Source organism: Streptomyces catenulae (assembly GCF_000718015.1).
Taxonomy (GTDB): domain Bacteria; phylum Actinomycetota; class Actinomycetes; order Streptomycetales; family Streptomycetaceae; genus Streptomyces; species Streptomyces catenulae.
Genome location: NZ_JODY01000040.1, coordinates 41398 through 63619 on the forward strand (window position 1 = coordinate 41398; position 22222 = coordinate 63619).

The 22222-nt window shown below is 75.5% G+C and carries 17 protein-coding genes; 10 read left to right on the forward strand and 7 right to left on the reverse strand.

Translation table 11 applies throughout. The annotated features are described in order from the left end of the window. Positions 1–4: 4 nt before the first annotated feature. Positions 5–1714 carry a succinic semialdehyde dehydrogenase gene (locus tag IF23_RS0127345; RefSeq protein WP_030288284.1) on the reverse strand — a complete coding sequence of 570 codons (1710 nt, stop codon included), beginning with the start codon at positions 1712–1714 and terminating at the stop codon, positions 5–7. Between the two features lie 145 nt (positions 1715–1859). After that, the gene (locus tag IF23_RS0127350; RefSeq protein WP_030288286.1) at positions 1860–2582 is read right to left on the reverse strand and encodes a hypothetical protein; all 723 of its coding nucleotides are present in this window, start codon (positions 2580–2582) and stop codon (positions 1860–1862) included. A 195-nt stretch (positions 2583–2777) separates the two neighbouring features. Between IF23_RS0127350 and IF23_RS0127355 the strand changes: the two genes are divergently transcribed. From IF23_RS0127355 to IF23_RS0127365, 3 genes are all read left to right on the forward strand, one after another. Continuing rightward, a complete protein-coding gene (locus IF23_RS0127355; protein ID WP_030288288.1) occupies positions 2778–3806 on the forward strand; it encodes a hypothetical protein in 1029 nt (342 codons plus the stop codon). 281 nt (positions 3807–4087) lie between these two features. After that, the gene (locus tag IF23_RS0127360; RefSeq protein ID WP_030288290.1) at positions 4088–4750 is read left to right on the forward strand and encodes a response regulator; all 663 of its coding nucleotides are present in this window, start codon (positions 4088–4090) and stop codon (positions 4748–4750) included. A 170-nt stretch (positions 4751–4920) separates the two neighbouring features. After that, on the forward strand, positions 4921–6102 hold the full coding sequence (locus IF23_RS0127365; protein ID WP_051739929.1) for a sensor histidine kinase: 1182 nt from the start codon (positions 4921–4923) through the stop codon (positions 6100–6102). Between the two features lie 40 nt (positions 6103–6142). On the opposite strand, the gene IF23_RS0127370 is transcribed toward IF23_RS0127365, so the two are convergent. Then, positions 6143–6517, reverse strand: a complete 375-nt coding sequence (locus IF23_RS0127370) for an STAS domain-containing protein (RefSeq protein WP_030288295.1) — start codon at positions 6515–6517, stop codon at positions 6143–6145. 455 nt (positions 6518–6972) lie between these two features. Here IF23_RS0127370 and IF23_RS0127375 point away from each other — a divergent pair, with 455 nt between their 5' ends. Further along, positions 6973–7560, forward strand: coding sequence for a sigma-70 family RNA polymerase sigma factor (locus IF23_RS0127375; protein WP_030288297.1), 588 nt, complete (start codon positions 6973–6975; stop codon positions 7558–7560). Then, positions 7557–8954 carry a zf-HC2 domain-containing protein gene (locus IF23_RS0127380; RefSeq protein ID WP_078654301.1) on the forward strand — a complete coding sequence of 466 codons (1398 nt, stop codon included), beginning with the start codon at positions 7557–7559 and terminating at the stop codon, positions 8952–8954. The genes IF23_RS0127375 and IF23_RS0127380 overlap by 4 nt, the downstream gene beginning before the upstream one ends. 40 nt (positions 8955–8994) lie before the next feature. On the opposite strand, the gene purU is transcribed toward IF23_RS0127380, so the two are convergent. Then, positions 8995–9918, reverse strand: coding sequence for a formyltetrahydrofolate deformylase (purU, locus tag IF23_RS0127385; protein ID WP_030288302.1), 924 nt, complete (start codon positions 9916–9918; stop codon positions 8995–8997). A gap of 60 nt (positions 9919–9978) precedes the next feature. After that, the gene (locus IF23_RS0127390) at positions 9979–10491 is read right to left on the reverse strand and encodes an SCO4402 family protein (RefSeq protein WP_211266210.1); all 513 of its coding nucleotides are present in this window, start codon (positions 10489–10491) and stop codon (positions 9979–9981) included. 117 nt (positions 10492–10608) lie between these two features. On the opposite strand from IF23_RS0127390, the gene IF23_RS0127395 reads away from it, so the two are divergent. Next, the gene (locus tag IF23_RS0127395) at positions 10609–11955 is read left to right on the forward strand and encodes an ABC transporter substrate-binding protein (RefSeq protein ID WP_030288306.1); all 1347 of its coding nucleotides are present in this window, start codon (positions 10609–10611) and stop codon (positions 11953–11955) included. Between the two features lie 127 nt (positions 11956–12082). Here the strand turns inward: IF23_RS0127395 and IF23_RS0127400 are convergent, their stop codons facing one another. After that, positions 12083–13789: a hypothetical protein gene (locus IF23_RS0127400; RefSeq protein ID WP_037679895.1), complete on the reverse strand. Its 1707-nt coding sequence runs from the start codon at positions 13787–13789 to the stop codon at positions 12083–12085. Positions 13790–14044: 255 nt separating this feature from the next. Beyond that, complete coding sequence (locus tag IF23_RS0127405) at positions 14045–15436, reverse strand: NsdA family TPR-like regulatory protein (RefSeq protein WP_030288310.1); 1392 nt, start codon at positions 15434–15436, stop codon at positions 14045–14047. 611 nt (positions 15437–16047) lie between these two features. On the opposite strand from IF23_RS0127405, the gene IF23_RS0127410 reads away from it, so the two are divergent. From IF23_RS0127410 to IF23_RS0127425, 4 genes are all read left to right on the forward strand, one after another. Next, positions 16048–16854: an ABC transporter ATP-binding protein gene (locus IF23_RS0127410; RefSeq protein ID WP_037679921.1), complete on the forward strand. Its 807-nt coding sequence runs from the start codon at positions 16048–16050 to the stop codon at positions 16852–16854. After that, positions 16851–18488 carry a hypothetical protein gene (locus tag IF23_RS0127415; RefSeq protein WP_030288314.1) on the forward strand — a complete coding sequence of 546 codons (1638 nt, stop codon included), beginning with the start codon at positions 16851–16853 and terminating at the stop codon, positions 18486–18488. Before IF23_RS0127410 ends, IF23_RS0127415 begins: the two co-directional genes overlap by 4 nt. A gap of 111 nt (positions 18489–18599) precedes the next feature. Beyond that, the gene (locus IF23_RS0127420; protein ID WP_157848088.1) at positions 18600–20888 is read left to right on the forward strand and encodes a hypothetical protein; all 2289 of its coding nucleotides are present in this window, start codon (positions 18600–18602) and stop codon (positions 20886–20888) included. Next, complete coding sequence (locus IF23_RS0127425; protein WP_030288319.1) at positions 20878–22203, forward strand: hypothetical protein; 1326 nt, start codon at positions 20878–20880, stop codon at positions 22201–22203. Before IF23_RS0127420 ends, IF23_RS0127425 begins: the two co-directional genes overlap by 11 nt. Positions 22204–22222 lie beyond the last annotated feature (19 nt).

Consider the following 22222-nt stretch of genomic DNA (forward strand, 5'->3'; position numbering starts at 1 on the left):
AGGATCAGCGCAGCCGGAACGCCTTCATCGCCTTGAGGCTGCGGGTCATCAGGTCGGCGTACTTCTCGTCGGTCAGGCCGAAGGACGGGCCGAGCGGCATCACCCGCTGCTGGGCGATGGTCTGCGCCTCGGTGTACTTCAGGACGCCCTCGGAGCCGTGGCGGCGGCCGAGACCGGAGTCGCCCATGCCGCCCATGGGCGACTGGGCGCTGCCGTATCCGGCGGCGTACGCCTCGTTGACGTTGACCGTGCCGGCGCGCAGCCGGGCGGCGACGGCGCGGCCACGGCGGGCGTCCCGGGTCCAGACGCTGGCGTTGAGGCCGTACGGGGTGGCGTTGGCCTCGGCGACGACCTCGTCCTCGTCCTCGAAGCGGTAGACGGAGACGACCGGGCCGAACGTCTCCTCGGCGCAGACGGTCATCGCCTCGCCGACGCCGTCGAGGACGGTCGGCTCGTAGAAGTACGGGCCGATGTCGGGGCGGGCGCGGCCACCGGTGACGACGCGGGCGCCCTCGGCGACGGCCTCGTCGACGTGGCGGGTGACGGTCTCCAGCTGGCGGGGTCCGGCCAGCGAGCCCATGTCGGCGCCGTAGGCGAGCTGGGTGCCCAGCCGCATGGCGCGGGTGCGGGCGGCGAAGCTCTCCAGGAAGGCGTCGGCGACGGAGGCGTGGACGTAGAGCCGCTCGATGGAGATGCAGAGCTGACCGGCGGAGGAGTAGCAGCCGCGGACGGCACCGGCGGCGGCCTTCTCGACGTCGGCGTCGGAGAGCACCAACATGGCGTTCTTGCCGCCGAGTTCGAGGGAGACGCCGACGAGGCGGGCCGCGGCGCCCTGGGCGACCTCGCGGCCGGTGCGGGTGGAGCCGGTGAAGGAGACGTAGTCGGCGTGGCGTACGACTTCGGGGCCGACGACCGGGCCCTCGCCGATGACGACCTGCCAGACGTCCTCGGGCAGCCCCGCCTCGATCATCTGCTGCCGGGCCCACAGGGCGGTCAGCGCGGTCTCCGTGTCCGGCTTCATGACCAGGGCGTTGCCCGCGACGAAGGCGGGCAGCGCGTCGCCGACGGACAGCTCCAGCGGGTAGTTCCAGGGGGCGATCTGGCCGACGACGCCGCGCGGTTGGCGCAGCTCGGTGACCTTCGTCAGGACCGGGACGACACCGGTGTGCCCCTTGGGGCGCAGATACGCGGGGCCCTTGCGGCCGTAGTGGCGGGCGGCGACGGCGACCGCCTGCACCTCTTCGTGGGCGTGCAGCCGGGCCTTGCCGGTCTCCAGCTGGATGAGGTCGAGGACCTCGGCCTGGCGTTGCAGCACCAGGTCGTGGAAGCGGAGCAGGACCGCGGCGCGCTGCTTGAGCGGGACGGCGGCCCAGCGCTTCTGGGCGGCGCGGGCGCGGTCGAAGGCGGCGGCGACGTCCTCGGGGGTGGACTCCGGCAGCTCGGCGAGGACCTCGCCGGTGAACGGCGTGTGGTTGGCGGTGCGTCCGCTGCCGCTGACACCTCTGACCAGTTGGGCGACGATCTCCGGGGTGACGACGTCGGCGGCGGTGCGCGCACCGGGCACGGCGGCGGCGACGGGGTTGCCGCCCTCGGGTGCGGCGGGGGCGGGCGCCGCACCTGCGGGCGTCTCCGTCGCGGGGGCGGGCACCTCCGCCGTGGGTGCGGCCGTCTCGGGTGCGGCGTCGACTGTTCCGGTGTCCTGCGAGTCCGTCATGCGGGCGAGCGTAATGCGGGCGCGGCCGCTTTGTGTACCCGGCGGTAATACCTTTTCGGCGCCCACACAAAGCCGCCAGTGGTTGCTGGCTGCAACACGGCTGTTCAGCGACGACGCGGGGGCGCGGGGCCGGGTCCCCGTCCCGTCAGACGCCGTCGATACGGAGCCGGTCGCGGGCGCCCTGGAACACCGCACGGCCGATGTGCTCGGCGGCCGGGACCCGGGGCATCTCCACGTACAGGTCGTAGGCGCGGCCACCCGCCGTGGTCGTCAGCAACTGGAGCCGCCGGGTCCTGGTGGGCGTCTGCGGCGAGAAGGTGTACGTGGCGTCCAGGAGGAGCGCGGGGCGGTCGTGGAAGTGGACCGGCTCGGTGTGCACCTCGGCGTCCGGCCAGTACTCCCGCAGCCGCGCCGCCTCCCGGGCGCCCCAGGCGGTGAGCGACCGGGGGCGGTGGGCGTAGGTGGTGAGCCGCAGCCGGTTGCTGTCGTCGCCCGGTACGACGTACTCGACGATCCGGCTGCCCCGGCGGCGGTACGAGGCGTCGCCGTCGTCGTGCACGACCGTGGCGTACGTGGTGGGGACGGCGGGCCAGGCGCGGAGCCTGCGCTCGTGGTGGACCTCCCAGTCGAGGACGACGGGGGTGGTGGGCGAGGGCGTGGGGGTGGCGCGCGGTGGCCGGGACACGCCGGGGGCGGCCCGGCGCGCGCCCTCCGTGCCGACCGGATCCACCGCGCCGACCAGCACCGCGGCGAGCGCCGCCGCGACGCCCGCGGCGAGCACGCCCAGGGCGATCCGGCCGCGCCGGGTGAGGCGGACGCCGCCGCGGTGCGCGCCCCGGCCGCCCGGTGCCTCCCCCGTTTCCGTCATGGCCGCATCATGCCAGCCGGTGGCGGGAGTTCGCCGTCCGTGGCGAGCGCGGGGGCCGGGCCCGGGGAAGCGGCGCCCGCGCCCCGACACGGCAGGGAACCTCCCCCGCCGCTCCTGCCGTCCTTGGCACAGTGAGGCTGCGGTACGGGACGGTCCGGTTATCGCGGCCGGCGGGCGGAGCGGGGGGTCTGGGGCATGGCGATGCAGGACGACGGCGCGGTGGACGTCCGCCCGGATCCCGATCCGGGCCGCGCCGACCCGGCGCACCGGGGCCGCTACCGCGCCGCGGGGGTGTGCCTGGGGCTCCTGGGGCTGACGCTGGCGGGCTGGACGGTGCGGGGCGTCGCCCAAGGGGGCGGCGGTCTCTGGGACTTCGTCGAGGAACTGTTCCACCCGGCGCTCCCCGGGGCGGTCCCGGTGCTCGGGCCGTACGAGTGGGCGTTCGCGGTGGCGTTCCTGGGTGTCGCCGGTCCGGCGCTGGCCGGTCGGCGGGCGGCGCGGGCGGCGGCGCTGCTGCTCGGCTGGGCGCTGCTGGCGGCCGCGCTACGGGAGGCCGTCGGGCTGTGCGACGAGGCGTACCGCGTCCGGTACGTGACCGCCCCGGAGTGGGGCTGGCTGCTGGCCACCCGGTGCCTGGGGCTGGTGACCGCCCTGGTGGTGCTGGGGGCGCTGCTGCCGGTCGGGGACGGGCGCCGGGGAGCGTACGGCGGCCCGGACGCGCCCCCGGGCACCTGGCGGCGCCGCCCCTCACGGATCTGCGGGGTGCTGTTCCTGGTGATGGGCGTGGTCCAGCTGGCGTGGACGGCCCAGGGGCCGCTGCTCGCCTCCGGGCACCCGGGGCGGTTCCTGCGGGCGGTCGTGGACGCGGCCGCGACGGGGACGGTGGGGCTCGCGACGCCCCCGGAGTTCGCCGCGGCGGGCGCGGCGCTGGTGCTGCTGATCCTGGGGGCGCTGGCCTGGGGCGCCCGGTGGGAGGTGCGCAGCGCGCTGCTGGCGTACGGGGCGGTACAGCTCTATCTGACGGTGCGGTCGGTGGTGCAACTGGCCGTGACCGACTACTTCAACCGGTCGCTGGAGACGCCGCAGGGCGTGCTGTGGCTGGCGACGACGGCGTACGGCCTGGCGGCGATGACGTCGGTGGTGGTGCTCTCCTCGGGGCGGCCGGGCGGGCCGTACGGCGGGGCGCGGGGCGAGAGTTTGCGGACGGCGGCCGCGGAGCGCTGAGGGGCGCGCGGCACCCGGGCGGGCGCCCGGGCCGCGCGCAGAGGCGGCCGCCGCGTGTGGGGGCCGCGGCGGCCGTCGCTGTGAGCTGCACCGCCTCCGGTGCCGGTGGCCCGGTCGGTGGTGCAGCATGAAGGCACTCTGCCGGTGTACGCCCCGGTGAGGCATCGTCCCGAGGTCCCGGGCACACCCCCGCCGCTCGGCGGGGGTACGGGCCCACCGCAGGGCGGCCTCCCCGGGGTGGGCGCGCCCGGTGGGAACGTGCGAGGAGAAAGGGGCGCCCGGTGATCCGTGTCGCTGTGGTGGACGACGAACGGCTCGTCAGGTCGGGGCTGCGGATGATTCTGGGCACCGCCCCGGACATCGAGATGGTCGCCGACTGCGGCGGCGGCGAGGCGGTCGGGACGGTGCTGGACAGCGGCGCCGAGGTCGTCCTGCTGGACATCCGGATGCCGGACGTCGACGGGCTGACGGTGCTGCGGCAGCTGCGCGCCGCCCCGAAGCCGCCGGTGGTCGCGATGCTGACCACCTTCGACGCCCAGGAGTACCTCACCGCGGCGCTGCGCGAGGGCGCCGCCGGGTTCCTGCTGAAGGACTCCGAGCCGGAGCAGCTGGTGCGCGCGGTGCGGACGCTGGCGGCGGGCGGCAGCGTCCTGGACCCCGGGGTGACCCGGGCGGTGATCGGCGGCTATCTGACCGCCGAGGACCAGGCCGCCGCGGCGCGGGCCGTCGCGGGGCTGACGCCGCGGGAGTCGGAGGTGCTGGCGCTGCTCGGCGAGGGGCTGGCCAACGCCCAGATCGCGGACCGGATCGGACTGGCACCCAGCACCGTCAAGGACCATGTCAGAGCCCTGCTGGGCAAGCTGGGCGGCCTCAACCGCATCCAGGCGGCAATCGTCGCCGACCGCGCGGGCCTGGTGGCCCGTATACCCCGCGGGACGTGCTGACGGTGGCGGGGGACGCACGGCGGGCGCCGGGGGCGCGCGCGGACGACGGCGCGCCGGGGGCGCCCGGCGACCGGCTTCCGGTGGTACCCGAAGCGCGGGGGCACGATCCGGTGCCGGGGGCGCGGGACGGGGCCGTCGCGCCGGGGGCGCGCGGTGGTCCGGGTGCGCGGGTGCCGCGGTGGCTGCGCCGGGTCGCCCCGCTGGTCGTCCCGGCGCTGCTGGGGATCGCCGACGCGTTCCTCGTCAACGGGCTCCACCTGCCCCTGGAGCTGGCCGTGTCGCTGGTCGCCGCCGCCGCACTGCTGCTGCGCCGCCGCTTCCCGCTGCTGGTCTTCCTCTTCACGCTGCCGGGCCTGTACATCGGCTACATCTGGTTCGCGCCGATGATCGCGCTCTACACGGTGGCGGCGCGGCGCCCGGGGCGGCCCCGGCTGGGGATCTGCGCGGCGCTGCTGATCGCCGCGCACTTCTTCCCGTATCCGCTCTCGGACCTGGAGCTGACCGCGTACCGGGAGAACACCCTGGTGCTGATCGACGCGTGCGTCACCTCGGCGGCGCCGATCACCCTGGGGCTGCTGGTGCGCACCCGGGGCGAGCTGGCCGCGCGGGTCGAGGAGCTGACCCGCAGCCTGCGCCGCGAGGACCGGCTGCTGGCCGACCGGGTGCAGGCCACCGAGCGCGCCCGGCTGGCCCGGGAGATGCACGACGTCGTCGCCCACCAGGTGAGCCTGATCAGTCTCCAGGCGGGCGCGGTGCAGGTCAGCACGGGCGACGAGGCGGCCCGGGACGGGGCGCGCACCATACGGGAGCTGTCGGTGCGCACCCTGGAGGAGCTGCGGCACATGGTCGGCGTACTACGGACGGCCGGTGGCCCGGAGGAGGTCCGCCGCCCGGCGCCGCAGCCGGATCTGGCGGAGCTGCCGCGGCTGATCGGGATGAGCGGTCTCGATGTGACGTACGAGCCGGGTGTGGTGGCGGGCGGCCGGGGCACGCAGACCGTGGAGCGGGCGGCGTTCCGTACCGTCCAGGAGGCGCTGACCAACGTCCGCAAGCACGCCCCGGGGGCGCGGGTGCTGGTCCGGATCGATCCGCTGGCGGCGCCGGACGCCGGGCGGGCCACGGACGCGTCGGCCGCGGGCGGGCTGCGGGTGGAGATCCGCAACGGGCCGCCGGACGCCTCGGCGGCGGCTCCGGCGCTGCCGGGCGGCGGTCACGGGCTGGTCGGGCTGCGCGAGCGGGCGCAGCTCCTCGGCGGGACGCTGGAGACGCGGCACACCCCCGAGGGCGGCTTCCTCGTCTGCGCGCGCTTCCCGTACCGGGCGGAGTCCTCCTACGGGACGGATTCCCCGTAGGGGCGGTGGCCCTGGGGCGTGTCGCCCAGGGGTGCCGGGATCAGGCCGAGAGCGGGGCGGCGGTCTCGTCGACGGCGGTGTGCAGGTCCGGGTAGACCTCGAAGAGGCGGCGGACGCCGAGGGCGGCGAGGACGCGGTTGACATGCGAACCGTCGACGGCCCCCTGGGCGGGGAGGATCAGCCGGAGGCGGCCCTGGCAGGAGCGCATCAGCCGTCGGGCGGCGATGAGCACACCGACGCCGCTGGAGTCGCAGAACCGGACCTCGGACAGGTCGAGGACGACGTTCCGCCGGCCGTCGGCGACCGCGTCGTGGACATGCTGGCGTACCGCGGGCGAGGTCACCAGATCCATCTCGCCGGACACCTGGAGGACGGCCCATCGGCCCTGTTCGTCTTCTGCCACCTTCAACGACACGCGCTCGAAGCCTTTCGCTCGCTTGCGGACCGGACGCTCCCGGACATATCCGGAACACACCCTTCCCCGGCTCGACTGCCCGGCCTCTCTCCCCTGAAACACTGCGGAATGCGTGGCGCACTGGGCCGTTCCCGTCCAAGGCTATGCCCAGCGCGCGGTCACTCTTTGCCGAATTTCGGTCACACCCCGGTAACGCATTCACCGAAAAGAGCAGGAACGATCTCCTGCGAACCCGCCTGACCGGGCATTCCCACCCCAAAGTGACGACTCCTTTACCATCCGCACCCTTGTTCCGGAGTGGTTTGCCGCAAAGAAGCGTGCACTGTCGGACCCCCCGACTACATTCGATGGCGCGTCCCACCCGCGCGGGCGGGACGCGGGCAAGGAGTTGACCGCACGACGGCGCGTCCGGCCGCGCCTCGGGCGGTCCGTACGACGGGACGGGGCAGAGGCCGATGGCGAGCGACGCACCACCACGCTGGGACAGACGGATGCAGCAGCGGCTCGCCCGCGGTGAGGCCGCCGCGCTCGGCGAGCTGTACGACCGCTTCGCCTCCCTGGTGCACAGCCTCGCCCACCGCGTCCTCGGCGACGAGGACGCCGCCGACCGCGTCACCCGCGAGGTCTTCGGCTACATCTGGGAGAACCCGGACGCCTACGACCCCAAGCAGGGCTCACTGCGCTCCTGGGTCGCCACCCTCACCCAGCGCCAGGCCGTCCACCGGCTGCGCCAGACCGAAGCCGCCCTCGCCGGTGACGGCGGCCAGGAGGCGGCGCCCGCCGAGGTCGAGCGGAAGATCCGCGACGCCTCCACCGCCGCCCGCGCCGACTACATCGTCACCTCCATGCCCGCCCCGCTGCGCGACGCCCTGGAGCTGGCCTACTTCCAGCGGCGCGACTACCGCCAGACCGCCGCCGACCTGGGCGTCACCGCGGATGAGGCCCGCCGCCGACTCCGCCTCGGCCTCCAGCTGCTGTCCACCGCCCACCACCAGAAGCCGCCGTCCGACGGGCCCGGCGCCGGAAACGGAGGCCCCCGGTGAACGGCCCGGAGGAATGGGAGGGGTACGACTACAGGGAGCCCTGCCCGCCGCACCACGACGGCCCCGGCGAGCCGCCCGGCGCCGCCCCGGGCCCGCCCACGGCCCGGCCCCGGATACCGTCACCGCGCGCCGCGGCCGAGGACCGCGGCCCGCTGCCCGACGCCCCGGAGAACGCCGCACCGGACCGCGGCCCCGCCCCCGCCGACGCCGCTCCCCCGCGCACCCCGGCGGCCCCCGGTGACGCCGCCCGCCCCGGTGGCGGACGGCCCGGCGACGGGCGCCCCGAGCTGCCGCACCGCGTGCTGACCTCGCTGCTCGGCGCCTGGGCGCTGGCCGCCTGCTCTCCCGAGGAGACCGCCGCCGTCGAGGCGCACCTCACCGACTGCGCGCCCTGCGCCGACGAGGCGCTGCGGCTGCGGGACGCCGTCGGCCTGCTCCACCCCGCCGACAGCCTCGACCTCGACCCGCTGCTGCGCTCCCGCGTCCTGGAGGGCTGCCTGGGCCGCCGCCCGGCCCGTATCCCGGTGCCCGAGTGGGCCGCACCGTACGACGCGGAGACCGCCAAGCTGGACGCCCTGCTCCGCGACATGGGCGACGCCGAGTGGCGCGCCCCGGTGCGGCTGCGGTGGTTCGACGGTGAGCAGCCGGTGCACCGCGAGACCACCGCCGCCGGGGTGCTCGGCCATCTGCTGGCGGTCGACGGGCTGGTCGCCACGGCCCTGGGCCTGCCCGATCCGCTCGGCGACGCCGCGCCCACCGGACGGGCCGGGCCCGGCGCCCGCACCCGCGCCCTGTGGCGCACCGTCGGCGAGGCGCCCCGGACGCCCGCCCTCCACCGGCCGTGGCGCGAGCAGAGCCACACCCTGATCCGGACGGCCGCGTTCGCCGGTGGCGGGGTCGGCGATCTCGCGGTGCCGTACGGCCCGGTCCAGCTGCCGCTGCGCGACGCCTTCCTCGACCGGGCCTTCGGCTGCTGGCTGCACGCCGGTGACATCGCGGACGCGGTCGCCTACCCGCACGAGGGCCCGGCCGCCGACCACCTGCACAGCCTGGTGGATCTCGCCGCCCGGCTGCTGCCGCGGGCCCTCGCCCACCTCCGGCAGTCCGGTCTCGCCGCGCCGCCGCGGCAGCTGGTGGCGGCCGGAGCCCCGGGCCGGACGCTCCATCTGGAGATCGAGGGGGACGGCGGCGGCCACTGGTACATAGCCCTGGACTCCCCGGCGGCGGTCGGCTCGCCGGAGCACACCGTGGCGCATCTCGCGCTCGACGGCGAGGAGTTCTGCCAGCTGGCGGCCGGTCACATCGTCCCGGACGAGGCCGCCGCCGGTTCGGACGGCGAACGCGAGGCGATCCGCGACGTCCTGTACGCCACCGCCTCCCTCTCCCGGCTCTGAGCGGGAAGGGGAGGCGGCGGGGCGGCTGCGGGGGCGGCGGTCAGGCGAAGACGACCGTCCGGGCGCCGTTGAGCAGCACCCTGCGCTCGCTGTGCCACTTCACCGCGCGGGCCAGCGCCTGGCACTCCACGTCCCGGCCGATGGCGACCAGCTGATCGGGGGTGACCTCGTGACCGACCCGCTCGACCTCCTGCTCGATGATCGGGCCCTCGTCGAGGTCGGCGGTGACGTAATGGGCGGTGGCACCGATCAGCTTCACGCCGCGGGCGTGCGCCTGGTGGTAGGGCTTGGCGCCCTTGAAGCTCGGCAGGAAGGAGTGGTGGATGTTGATGATCCGGCCGGAGAGCGCCTTGCACAGGTCGTCGGAGAGCACCTGCATGTAGCGCGCCAGCACCACCAGCTCGACCCGCTCGGCCCGTACCAGCTCCAGCAGTTCCGCCTCCGCCTGCGCCTTGGTCGCCTTCGTCACCGGGATGTGGTGGAAGGCGATGCCGTACGAGGCGACCAGCTCGGCGAAGTCGGTGTGGTTGGAGACGACGGCGGCGATCTCGACCGGCAGCGCGCCGATGCGGGAGCGGAAGAGCAGGTCGTTCAGGCAGTGGCCGAACTTCGACACCATCAGGACGATGCGCATCTTCTCGTCGGCGCGGTGGATCTGCCAGTCCATCCGGAACGAGTCGCCGACCGCGGCGAAGCTGGCGCGCAGCTTCGCCACGCTGTCCGGGGCGTCCGCCGTGAAGTGCACCCGCATGAAGAACAGCCCGGTGTCGTGGTCGCCGAACTGCTGGCTGTCCTCGATGTTGCAGCCCGTCATGAACAGGAAGCTGGACACGGCGTGCACGATGCCCTGCTTGTCCGGGCAGGACAGCGTCAGGACGTACTGGTCGGTGGGACGGCCCTGACCGGAACCGCTGGGGGCGGACCCGTCGTTCGGGCCGGGCGTGGAGGACTGCGACTCGCTCATGACCTCATAGGGTCGCATACCCGGACACCGCCCGGACGCGGGCCTCGCCCTCGCGTCGGCTCAGGCACCGGCCGGGGCACCGCCGGTCACCTGCGCCAACGCCTCCAGCGACAGCGGCGGCCCGTCCGGATCGTCGCCGTCCGCCCGGGACAGCCGGACGTGCGCCTCGCGCGCCGCCCGGACCGCCTCGGGCCAGCCGGGGTGCTCGACGTACGCGGCGGCGGGTGAGTCCGCGCCGACCTGGTGCATGATCCGCAGCATCTGCACCACGGTGGCGTCGACGAGCGCCGCCTCCTGGGTGTCGCGGAAGATCGTGCCGACGTATTTCTCCGCGGACCAGTTGTCCAGCCAGGTGTCCTCGACGAGCCGGTAGACGGCGTCGGTCACATCGCCGTACCCGGGGCGGCCGGTCAGCCAGGTCTCCCGGTGGAATCCGGGGTCGGAGAGCATGTGCAGCGCGGAGCGCACATTGCTGCGCCAGCGCCACCACGGCATGTCGTTGTGGGGCATGCCGTCCATGGTGGTCGAGCGGCGGCCGCGACGGGAAGACTTCTCCGAACCTTGCACAGCAATCGATCGTACGTTCCTCGCTCCCGATCACCTATCGCCCCCCGGAGTTCACCCCTTCGTCACCCTCCGCTGACCTGGAGTCACTCACGCGTTTCGGGCGGGCCGCGAGGCTCACGGACCATGACCGGACGGCGCCGCCCCTCCCCCCGCCTCTTCCCGACCGCCTCCGCACGGACCACCGCACGGTGGGCAGCCGGTACGGCGGTGATGGCGTCGCTGCTCACCGGATGCGGCTCGCTGCCCGGCACCGGGTCCGCGCAGAAGGCGCCGATCACGGTGATGACCTGGGCGCCGGAGGGCACCGGCGCCACCAACATGCCGGGCATGCCGGCGATGGCGCAGACGTATGCGCGCTGGACCAACGCCACCGGTGGCCTCGCCGGTCATCCGCTCAAGGTTCTGACCTGCAACGATCACAACGATTCGGTGGGCGCGACGCGCTGTGCGCAGCGCGCGGTCGACGCGGGCGCGGTCGCGGTCGTCGGCTCGTACAGCCAGTTCGGCCGGTCGTTCATGTCGCCGCTGGAGGTCGAGGGCGTCCCCTACATAGGTGGCTACGGCGCCTCCGACGAGGAGTTCGAGAGTCCGCTGTCGTACCCGGTGAACGGCGGTCAGGCGTCGCTGCTCGCCGGGAACGGCCGCCAGTTGGCGCGCGAGTGCGACCGGGTCGCCCTGGTGCGGCCCGACACCATCCAGGGCGACCAGATGCCCTCCCTCCTCGACTCCGGTCTCCAGCAGGGCCACCGGTCACCGGCCAACGACATCCGGGCGCCCGAGGACGGCACCGACTACTCCGCCGAGGTGCACCGGGCGCTGGACGCCGTCGGCGCCGACCCCGCGCGCTACGGGACGGCGGCGTACGGCGGCCGGGCGCCGGGCTCCTGTGTGACGGCGTCCCTGGGCGACCACACCGACGCCTTCTTCGACTCCTTCCGCCGCCTCCAGCAGCAGAGCCCGAAGGTGCAGGTCGCCTCGGTGCTGGGCAGCGTCGGGCAGGCGCTGGTCAACCGCACCGGCGGCCGGTCCGGGCCGCTGGAGGGGGCGCTGGTCACCGGCTGGTACCCGGCGGCGGGCGATCCGCGGTGGAACCCGATGCGCCGGGTCGTCAACGAGTACGCCTTCGGCGACAACCGCGTCGACCCCGCCGACCAGGGTGTGCAGACGACGTGGATCGCGTACACGGTGCTGCGCGCGATGGTGGAGCAGCTCGACGCGGACGGGGTCGAGGAGATCACCCCGTACGCGCTCCAGAAGGTGCTGGACCGGGGGAAGCATCCGGTGGACACCGGCGGGCTGACGCCGAAGCTGCGGTGGCGCGCGGAGGACATGCTCGCCGTGCAGGACTTCCCGCGGATCGTGAACGGGATGGTGATGTACCAGACGGTCGCGGACGGTCAGGTGCTCGCCGCGTCCGACGGTTTCGTGAACGTCGCCGGGACGCTGGAGCGGCGGCGCGCGGACATGTGAGGGGCGCGCCCGCGAGTCCGGGCGCCGGGGGCGTACGGAGCGGGCGCGGGGCGACCGCGGGGCGCTCCCCGCAGCCGCGGCCGGGCGGAGCCCACCGCGGCGCCCGGCGGGCCGCCCGGCCGGTGGCTCAGAGGTCGCCGGCCTGGTGCGCCCGCAGGCCGTACTTCTGGGCGATCGGGTTCCAGAGACCGGCCGCCTGCTCCTTGGCCTTGGTGGCCGCGCCGCTGGCCTGGGTGCCCTGGGCGGTCTGGCCGGTGTTGCGGGCGTGCCCCTTGTGGCAGCCGTGCTTCCCGGCGACCTGCCCGGCCCACGCGGCGTAGTGGTTGTCGGCGGCGGCCGACGACTTCCACGCGGTGGTCAGGGCGGCGGTCAGCTCCGCGTGCTGCGGGAGCTTGTCGAGCGGCAGCCCCTGGAGGCGGCTGACCAGCTGGTTGCGCTGGTTGGCGGCGCCCTTGAGGTCCTTCGCCGCGCCCGGCAGGTTGTCGCAGTTACGGATGTCCCGTACGGCGTTGATCACCGCGGAGCGGCTGTTGTTGCTGTCGCCGAGCAGCGCGTCCAGCTTCTTGGCCTGCTCCTGGGCCGGGTCGGCGGTCGGCGACGGCGGCGCGGTGTCCTTGGGGGCCGACCCGGCCGCGTTGGCCTTGGGCTCCTCCTTCTTGGTGTCGTCGCCGCCGCTGAGCGCCCAGCCCAGACCGAGCCCGGCACCGGCGAGCGCCACCACGACGATGCCGATGATCACGGGCGGGCTCAGCCGACGGCGACCGCCCGGCGCGTCGTCGTACCCCGGCTGCCCCTGGTGGCCACCGGACGCGAAGCCCTGCTGACCGCCCCCGGGACCGTACGGCGGCGGCGCCTGGTCGTCGAAGCGTGGCAGTTGGGCGGTGGCGTCGGGGGCCGGGGGCGGGACGGCGCCGGAGTCGGCGCGGAACAGGCCCTCGAACTCGGCCGGGGTGGGCCGCTCGGCGCCCCCGGGCTGCGCCCCGAACGGCGCGCCACCGGGCTGCGGCGCGGGGGCCCCGGCGCCGACCGGCGGGATGAACTGGGTCGCCTCGGAGTCCCCGGCGGCGGGCGGCGCGGCCGCGCGGTTACGGGGCGGCTTGATGCTGCGGAGCATCTGGGTCGACTCGCCGGGCGTCTCGGGGCGCCCCGCGGCCTCGGGCGGCAGCGGCGCGGCGCCGACCGGCGGCAGCACGGTGGTGGAGTCCGCGTCCCCCGAGACGGGCGGCAGCGGCGCGGCCGGCTGCGGGGCGGACTTCACCAGCTGACCGGTGGGCGGCTGCGGGGCGGCGCCCTCGGGCGGCAGCGCGCCGGACGCGCCGATGGGCGGGATCAGCGCGGTCGCCTCGGCGTCCGACGCGGCGGGCGGCATCGGCGGGACGGGCGGCTGCCCCTGCGGCGGAGCCGGGAACGGCGGGGCCTGCCGGGGTTCGTTGTACGACGGGGGCTGCGCGTACGGCTGGGGCTGCGGGGAGCCCTGGGCCGCTCCGTAGCCCTGGTGCTGCTGGGGTGCCTGGCCCTGGTCGTAGCCCTGGTGCTGCGGGGCCTGCTGCGGGGGCAGTCCCTGACCGTGCGTCGGGGACTGGCCCTGACCGTAACCCTGGGGCGCACCCGGGTACTGCCCGGATATCTGTCCCTGAGGCTGCTCGGGGGGCTGCCCGTACGTCGGCGGGCTCTGCTGGTCGGGGCCCCAGGGCTGGCCCCAGGGTTGCCCGGCCGGGGGCGCGGCCTGTGGGGCGGGCGCCCATGACTCGCCGCCCGCGGGCAGCACCACGCCCTCTCGTGCGGGACCGGCCGCAGAATTCTGCGGGTCGTGGCCCTGTCCGCTCTGCGTCACCGGGACTCCTACCTCTGCAGACCTACGGAATCGTCGGCTCACGCTACCGGGTCGCCGAGGCGTTCGACCACGTCCCCCGGTCAGGCCCACCGCCCGCCCCGCAGGCGGCGCCCGGAACGGCGGCCCCGGAGAACGCGCCGCGCACCCCGGGGCACCGGCGCCACGGATCCGTACATTCGCCGCATTCCTCCGGCCCGTTGGCCCTGACACGGAACGGGCCCGCGGCACCACGGGCCCGTCCCCGGACCGGCGTTCTCACACCGCGACGCGCAACTCCAGCCGCGCGCCGAACTCCCGCACCACCGGCTCGTCCCGGTACGGCTCGACGCGCTGCCGGAAGTCGTCGAGGTACTCCACGCCCCGGTGCGAGCGGAGTTCACCGAGCAACTCCGCGGCCTCGGTGGCGGTGTGGCAGCCCTGTTCCACCTCGCGCTGCTGGACCTGCGCCCCGGCCAGCAGCACCATGCCGATGGCGCGGCGGCGCACCTTGCCGCGCGGCAGCCCCTGGAGCGCCAGCCGCGCCTGCTCCTCGGCGGCGGCCGCCTGCCCCAGATCGCGGTGGCAGTGGGCGAGTTCGTCGGCCAGGTAGGCGCGGTCGAAGTGGCCGATCCAGTCCGGGTCGTCGCCCGCGTCGCCCTCCGCCTCGGCGCGTTCCATCGCGGTCAGCGCGCGGGCGGCGACCGACTGGAAGGCCCGGCCGTCCCCCATGAGCGCATGGCCGCGCGCCTCCGCGGCGCAGAACATCGCCTCGGCGCGCGGGGTGATCCGGCCCCGCGCGCCCTCCTGCGCGGCCCGCGCGAGCTGGGCGATCTCACGGGGGGTGCCCAGTTCGGCGGCGAGGTGGCTCATGCTCGCGGCGAGGACGTAGCCGCCGTACGCACGGTCGTCGGCGGCCTGCGCGAGGCGGAGCGCCTGGATGTAGTAGCGCTGGGCGAGGCCGGGCTGCCCGGTGTCGACGGCCATGTAGCCGCCCAGTTCCGTCAACCGCGCGACGGCGGCGAAGAGTTCCCGCCCCACCGACTCCCGGTAGGACCCGGCGAGCAGCCCGGAGACGACGCTGTTGAGGTAGTGCACGACGACCGGCCGGACATGGCCGCCGCCGAAGCGGTGGTCGAGGTCGCCGAGCGCCGTGGTCATGGCGCGCACCGCCTCCACGTCGGCGCGCCCCACCCGGGCGCCCGCACTGCGCGCCACCTGGGGGTCCGCCCCGGTGATCAGCCAGTCGCGGCTGGGCTCGACCAGCGCGGAGGCGGCGACGGAGGAGCCGTTCAGGAAGTCCCGCCGCCCGACGTCGCTCCGCCACAACTCGCTGACCTGCTCGATCGCGCCGAGCACGGTCGGGGAGAACTGCAGCCCCACACCGGAGGCGAGGTTCTTGCCGTCCGCCATGCCGATCTCGTCGATGGTGACCGTGCGGCCGAGCTTGCGCCCCAGGGACTCCGCGATGATGGCGGGCGCCCGGCCGCGCGGCTGCTGTCCGCGCAGCCACCGGGCCACCGAGGTCTTGTCGTAGCGCAGATCGAGGCCGTGTTCGGCGCCGCACATGTTGACGCGGCGGGCCAGACCCGCGTTGGAGCAGGCGGCCTCCTGGATCAGCGCCTGAAGACGCTCGTTGGGCTGACGAGCGACGAGTGGCCTTGCGGCCATGTTTGTACCCCCTGTTGCGGCTGGGTGCGTTCACCGGTGAACGCCGTCCGGAGCGATTGGTTGCGATCAATTCCCCGCGTATTCCCGGATATCCGGGAGATTCCGGATATCGGCGATACGAGTGAGATGTGCCGTGCGGCGGGTGCGTCGGTACGCGGGGCCCGGGTGACGGCGGTGTCCGCACGGGGCGCCGCGGCGCCGGTGTGTCCCGGTGCTCTCCACGGCCCTTCGCCCCCACGGTCCGTATGCCGCGATCCTGCTTGCCCGGAAGGGCGGGTCGCTACCCCGCACCCGGCTCACCACCGCTACGCGCCCCCGCCGATGCCTCGATGCGCCCCACGTGCCGGTAGGTGCGCCCGGGACACGCGTTTCCGCCGTCGCTCGTTCCGGTCCCTCCGGGCGGTATGGGTCGCCCCGGGGCCGTTCATGAGGCAGGGGGCCGGGCGGTTCGTCGCCGCGGACGGACGGGAGCGGCCCGCTGTCGGTGGCGGTCCGTAAGGTGTGGAACGACGGGGGTCGACCGGCCCCTGCGGGGACGTCGAAGGGCTGGACCGGTGGCGAACGGAACGGGGAAGAGCGGCGGGCCGACCGAGCAGGTCGGCGGGGAGACGGTGGCCGCGCCACCGGCTGCGGGGGCGGCCGAGGGCGCCCCGGCGGTGCAGCTGCGCGGGTTGACCAAGCGGTTCGGTGAGCAGACCGCGGTGGCGGGCATCGATCTGACACTGCCCGCGGGCCGCTTCATCGGCCTGGTGGGGCCCAACGGCGCGGGCAAGACCACCACGCTGTCGATGGTCACGGGGCTGCTGCGGCCGGATTCCGGCGAGGTCCTCATCGGCGGACAGGACGTGTGGCGCGACCCGGTCGCCGTCAAATCGCGGATCGGGGTGCTGCCCGAGGGACTGCGGCTCTTCGAGCGCCTGTCCGGCCGCGAACTCCTGGGATACATGGGCCGGTTGCGCGGGCTGGGCGGCGCCGAGACCGACAAGCGCGCCGATCAGCTGCTGGACGTCCTGGGCCTGTCCGGGGCACAGCACAAGCTGGTCGTCGACTACTCCACCGGTATGCGCAAGAAGATCGGCCTGGCCGCCGCGCTGCTGCACAACCCCGAGATCCTCTTCCTGGACGAGCCGTTCGAGGGCGTCGACCCGGTGTCGGCGCAGACCATCCGCGGCGTCCTGGAGCGGTACACCTCCTCCGGGGCGACGGTGATCTTCTCCAGCCATGTGATGGAGCTGGTCGAATCGCTCTGCGACTGGGTCGCGGTGATCGCCGCCGGACGCATCCGGGCGGACGGCCCGCTCGCCGAGGTGCGGGGCGCCGCGCCGTCGCTCCAGGAGGCGTTCCTGGAGCTGGTCGGCGCCTCGAACCGCACCCGCGCCGGGCAGGACCTCGACTGGCTGGGGGGCGGCTCCCGATGAGTGCCGGATTCGCACCGGGCGCCCCGGGGCGGACGGTCTCGCCCGCGCTGACCCCGCTCTTCGTCCGCCTGAAGCTCTCCCTGCTCCGCAACGGACTGCGCCGCTCACCCGGCCGCACCGTCGCCTACCTCGCGTCGATGCTGGTGGGCCTGGTGTGCGCCGCCGGGGCGACCACCGGGCTGGTGCTGCTGCGCGGGGCGGCGCACGTCGACGCGCTGGTGGTGCTGCTCACCGGGCTGCTCACGCTCGGCTGGGCGTTCATGCCGCTGTTCTTCCCCTCCGGCGACGAAACGCTGGACCCGACGCGGCTGGTGATGCTGCCGCTGCGGCCCCGCCCGCTGATCGTGGCGCTGCTGACGGCGTCGCTGGTGGGCATCGGCCCGTTCGTCACCCTCGCGCTCGCCACCGGCGCCGCCGTCGCGGTCGCCGACGGCCCGGCCGCCACCGTGGTCGCGGTCTGCGCGGTGCCCCTGACGGTGCTGGTCTGCGTCGCGCTGGCGCGGACCGTCGCCACCGCGTCGATACGGCTGCTGACGAGCCGCCGGGGCCGCGATCTGGCGGTGCTCGGCGGGCTGTTCGTCGCCCTCGGCGGGCAGCTGGTCAACCTCGCCGCACAGAAGCTGGGCCGGCCCGACGGGCTCTCCGCCCTGGAGCCGGTCGGCGAGGTGCTGCGCTGGGTGCCACCGGCGTCGGCGATGAGCGCGGTGGCGGACGCCGGTCGCGGCGCCTGGGGCCCGGCCGCCGTCGGCCTGGTGCTGACGGCGCTGGCCCTGGTGCTGCTGCTGTGGTGGTGGCAGCGGATGCTGACCACCCTGATGACCTCGCCGGACGGCTCCACGCTCCAGGCGGCGGAGAAGGACGGCGGGCGCGCGGCGAAGAACGGCGCGCGGGGCCTGGCGCGGCTGCTGCCGGACGGCCGGACCGGCGCGGTCATGCTGCGCACCCTCCGCTACGCCTGGCGCGACCCCAAGTCGAAGATGAGCTGGGCGACGTCGCTGGGTGTGGGCCTGCTGATCCCGATCGTCTACGCGGCGCAGGGCAACGGCACGGTCTACACCGCGTTCGTGGGGCCCGCGCTGATCGGCATGCAGATGTACAACCAGTTCGGACAGGACACCTCGGCGTTCTGGATGGTCGCCTCGACCCTCGCCACACCGCGGGACGCCTACCGCGAACTGCGGGCGCGCGCCCTGGCGCTGTGCCTGGTGGCGGTGCCGTACGTGACGCTGGTGGTGGTCGGCACCGTCGCGTTCCTGGATGCCTGGTCGTCGCTGGTGGAGATCTACGGGCTGTCGCTGGCGCTGCTCGGCGCGCTGGTGGCGACGGGCGCGCTCACCTCGACGCTCTTCCCGTACTCCGTCCCCTCCGACGGCAACAAGAACATCGCGCCGGGCCAGGCGTCGATCGCCTGGTTCAGCCTCTTCGGCGGGCTGCTGGCGGGCCTGGTCCTGAGCGCGCCGCTGGTGGCGCTGACCCTCTGGCTCCATCTGGCGGGCCACCACGACCTGCTGTGGACGCTCCTGCCGGTCGGGGTGGTCTACGGCGCGGCGATGGCCCAGCTCGGCCTGCGGATCGCGGCGCCTCTGGTGATACGCCGGGTGCCGGAGATCCTGGCGGCGGTCCGCAAGGGGTGACGTCGCGGGCGCCGGGCGGCCCCGCCCGGCGCCGTACCCCGCCGCGGTGCGCCGAACGGTTGTCCACAGGCCCCGGCGGCGTCCGCGCGCGGGAGGTAGCGTCAGGGCGTCATGCGGAACGAGGGGGTGGGGGCGGTGCGTCGAGGCGCGCTGATGCTGGTCACGGGATGGTTGGCGGTACTGCTGAGCGGCGCCCCGGCGGTGGCGCAGCCCTCGTCCGCGGCGCCCGCGCCCACGGTCTCCGGCCCACCGGCCGCCGGGCACGCCGCCTTGACCCGCGCGGCCGGGACGACCGCCGCCCAGGCGCCCGCGGACGCTCCGTCCGCCGCCTCCGGCCCGGGCGACGCCCCCAGCCGCCAGGCGTACATCGCCTCCCGGCTGCGCCGCGATCCGGTGTACATCAGCGATCAGCTGCCGCGCGAGGCGCCCCGCTCCAGCGCCCCGGTCTTCGCCGCCCAGGCCGCGCGGCTCCGGGTGCCCGTCTACGTCATGGTCCTGCCCGACTCCGCGCTGGGCTCCGACGGCGCCGGGTTCCTCGCCGGTGTCCACGACCGGCTCGGCCGCAAGGGTCTGTACGTCGCGCTGAGCGGACCCGGCATGCCCGAGGTGCAGACGTACGGCGTGGAGCTGCCCGGCGCCCGGGACGCGGCCACCGCCACGCTCTACGAGATGCCGTACGACGCGACGGCCCGCGAACTCTTCCAGCACTTCGTCGACGTCCTCCTCTCCGGGCGGGCCCCTGAACGCGCCGAGGCGGGCCGCACCGCGTCCCGAAACGGCGCCGAGGTGCCGAAGCTCCACCCCGATCTCACCGAGCGGGAGAACCAGAGCTTCGTCAGCGGCATCGCGATCGCCGGAATCCCGCTCTCCGTCCTGCTGCTGGGCCTCTACGTACGCCGTCGGCTCCGGCTGCGCCGGGCGCGCGGCGGGGCGCCGGTCCCGGGCCCGCGTACGGCGCCCGCGCTCTCCCTCCGCAAGCCCGGCGACGCACCGGACGGGAAGCCCGGGTCAGGGACGGCGGACCGCGCCCCGCAGGGCGGCACGACCGGCGGAAAGCGGGGCACCGCCGCCTCGCCCGGGCGCCTCTCCGGGCTGCGGCGGCCACCCCGGGCCGTGACGGCGCTGCTGGTCGTGGCCGTGGTCCTCGCGGGCGGGCTCACCGTCACCGCCGCGCGCCTCTTCGACGACCGCTCCTACGGCGACGACGCCATCCCGACCCCGGCCGATATGCGCGCCCGCGTCGAGCGGGTGGCCGCCGGGCTGCGCCACGACCCGCTCTACACCGACCCGGAGAGCGAGCCGGTCCTCACCTCGGCCGAGCGCACCCGGCTGCACCGGCGCCTCGCCGCGCTCCCCGTCCCGGTGCTGGTCGTCGCGGTCCCCAGCCTCAGTGACGACGAATCGGGCGGCGATCACGACATCTTCGTCCGCACGCTCCACCAACGCCTCCACCGCGATGCGCTCTTCGTCCTCGCCGACCCGCTGTCGGACACCCTCTCCGTCGTCAACCACGGCGCGCCGGTCAATGCCTACGCCCTCCCGACCAGCCTCTTCACGCTTCCCGAGCGGGGCGACACCCGCACCCTCGGCGACCGGCTCGACGCGGTGCTCCGCGCGGTCGCCCGCGCCCCGCGGGACTCCACGGTCACCCGGCCGTACGACCCCGGGCCCGCGGACGACCCGGTCGCGGAGAAGGTGCTGCCCGGCGTGTTCGCGGCGGACTTCGCGCCGGGGCTGATGGTCGGCACGTTCCTCGCGGCGCTGCTGCTCGGGCTGGTGGCGACGGTACGGGCGCCGGTCGCCGCGGTCCGGCGGCGCCGGGCGGCCGACGGCGCGGCATCCGGCGACGCCCCGGTCCCGGTCGAGGCGCCCGCCGAACCGTCCCTCGCCTGGCTGCGGCGCACCGCCCGGCAGGAGGTCGACGCCCTCACCGCCGCGCTGGATGCCCACCCCTCCCTGCCGGAGCCCGCGCACCGCCGGGCCTGGGAGTGTCTGGACGCCGCCGCCCTGCTCATCGACGGTGACGGCGACGGCCGGGTCGACGCGGACGCCACCCCCTCCGCCCTGGCGTGCGCCGTCGCGCTGGCCCGCGCCGGGCGGGCGGCCGTCGCGGAGTCCGCCGCGCCGGAGCGGCTGTGCCACCGCAACCCGCTGCACGGCCCGGCGCACGGCACCCGGCGCGGCTCTCCGGCGGGCGGCGGCCACCCCCGCCCACTGCCGGTCTGCCGACGGTGCCGCGCGGTCCCGGCGCCGGTGCTGCGGCTGGGCCCGGCGGCGGACAGCGGCCGGGCGCGGCGCGTGCCGTACCCCGAGCTGCCCGGGCCGCTGGCCTCGCTCGCCTCCGGCCCCCGGATCGATCAACTCACCCGCGACGTACGGGAGTACTTCGGTGTTCACTGACCTCCGCCCCCGCCGCCCGCGCCGCGCCGGGGCCCGCCGCCGGATGCCCGCCGTGGCCGCCGCCGCGGTCGCCGCGCTGGCCCTGGTGTGGTGCACCGCGTCGCCGGGCGCCGCCGCCGGGAGCCCGGGGCAGAAGATCGCCGATGCGCTGCGCCACTCCCCCGTCTACGTCGATCCGTCGCTGGACTCGGCGGTCGGCGCGGCCGACCGGAAGCGGATGGCCGAGCAGATCCGCCGGACGCAGCTGCCGATCCGGGTGGTGCTGGTGCCGCTGGTCGAGGGCGACAGCTGGGGCGGCGATCCCGGGCAGCTCGCGGAGGTGGTCCACGACCGGCTGGGCAGCGATCCGTCGATCATCATCACGCTCGGCGAGCTCCACGACGACATCGCCGCCCGTGAATGGCCCGCCGACGCCCATCAGGCGCAGCGTGCCGCGGCGGCCGTCTTCCATCAGGACGACATGCGCGGCGCCGGGACGGCCCGCCGGGTCGAGCGGGCCATCGACATCATCGCGGCGGGCGACGGCGAGAAGGAGTACGAGAAGGCCACCGCCGACCTCAACGCCCCGTCCCCGTCGGCCGGTTCGCAGGGCTCCGGGTCCGCGGACCCCTCGGCCGCCGCGCGGCCCTCCGGCTCCCCCGTGATCCGGGCGCTGACGCTGGTGGCCGGGCCGTTGCTGCTGCTCGGCGCGGTGGGGCTGCTGTGGCGGCGGCGTGCCCGGGTGCGGGATCTGGACACGCCATTCGCGCTGCCGCGGTCCGTCTTCGCCGCCGCCCGGCGGGCCGACGAGGCGGAGCTGCGCGAGCGCGCCGCGGAGGAGGTGGTGCGGCTGGGCGAGGAGGCGCGCGCCGCGCAGGGCGATCCGCAGGCCGTCGGGCGGGCGCTCGACGCGTACTCCGCGGCCGGTTCGGTGCTGGACCGGGCGCGGGGACTGCCGGATCTGGCGGGCGTGTTCGCGCTGATAGCCGAGGGCCGCGCGGCGCTCGGCCCCGAGGAGACCGCGCTGCCCCTGTGCTTTTTCCACCCGCTGCACGGACCGGCCGCCCGCGTCCTGCCGTGGCGTCCGCTCGGCCGCCGCGAGGAGTTGCGGGTCGCGGCCTGTGAAGCCTGCATCCGCGCGATACGGTCCCGCCGGGCGCCCGAGGTCCTCACCGACCGGGAGGGCGACCGCCCGGTCCCGTACTTCGAGGTGGACGCCGCACGCAGCCTCTGGGCCGCCACCGGTTACGGCTCCCTGACCTCCGGGGAGCCCGACGACTCCCTCACCGCACGCGTCCGGCGCGGCGACTTCACCCGCACACTGGACGCGTCCTAGCGCGGCGGGCGCCCGGCTC

What these genes read in the sequence shown, in the direction of transcription:
- IF23_RS0127395 (WP_030288306.1), top strand. Translation starts at nt 10,609, where the DNA reads ATGACCGGACGGCGCCGCCCCTCCCCCCGCCTCTTCCCGACCGCCTCC.
- IF23_RS0127420 (WP_157848088.1), top strand. Translation starts at nt 18,600, where the DNA reads ATGCGGAACGAGGGGGTGGGGGCGGTGCGTCGAGGCGCGCTGATGCTG.
- IF23_RS0127375 (WP_030288297.1), top strand. Translation starts at nt 6,973, where the DNA reads ATGGCGAGCGACGCACCACCACGCTGGGACAGACGGATGCAGCAGCGG.
- IF23_RS0127355 (WP_030288288.1), top strand. Translation starts at nt 2,778, where the DNA reads ATGGCGATGCAGGACGACGGCGCGGTGGACGTCCGCCCGGATCCCGAT.
- IF23_RS0127350 (WP_030288286.1), bottom strand. Translation starts at nt 2,582, where the DNA reads ATGACGGAAACGGGGGAGGCACCGGGCGGCCGGGGCGCGCACCGCGGC.
- IF23_RS0127415 (WP_030288314.1), top strand. Translation starts at nt 16,851, where the DNA reads ATGAGTGCCGGATTCGCACCGGGCGCCCCGGGGCGGACGGTCTCGCCC.
- purU (WP_030288302.1), bottom strand. Translation starts at nt 9,918, where the DNA reads ATGAGCGAGTCGCAGTCCTCCACGCCCGGCCCGAACGACGGGTCCGCC.
- IF23_RS0127405 (WP_030288310.1), bottom strand. Translation starts at nt 15,436, where the DNA reads ATGGCCGCAAGGCCACTCGTCGCTCGTCAGCCCAACGAGCGTCTTCAG.
- IF23_RS0127345 (WP_030288284.1), bottom strand. Translation starts at nt 1,714, where the DNA reads ATGACGGACTCGCAGGACACCGGAACAGTCGACGCCGCACCCGAGACG.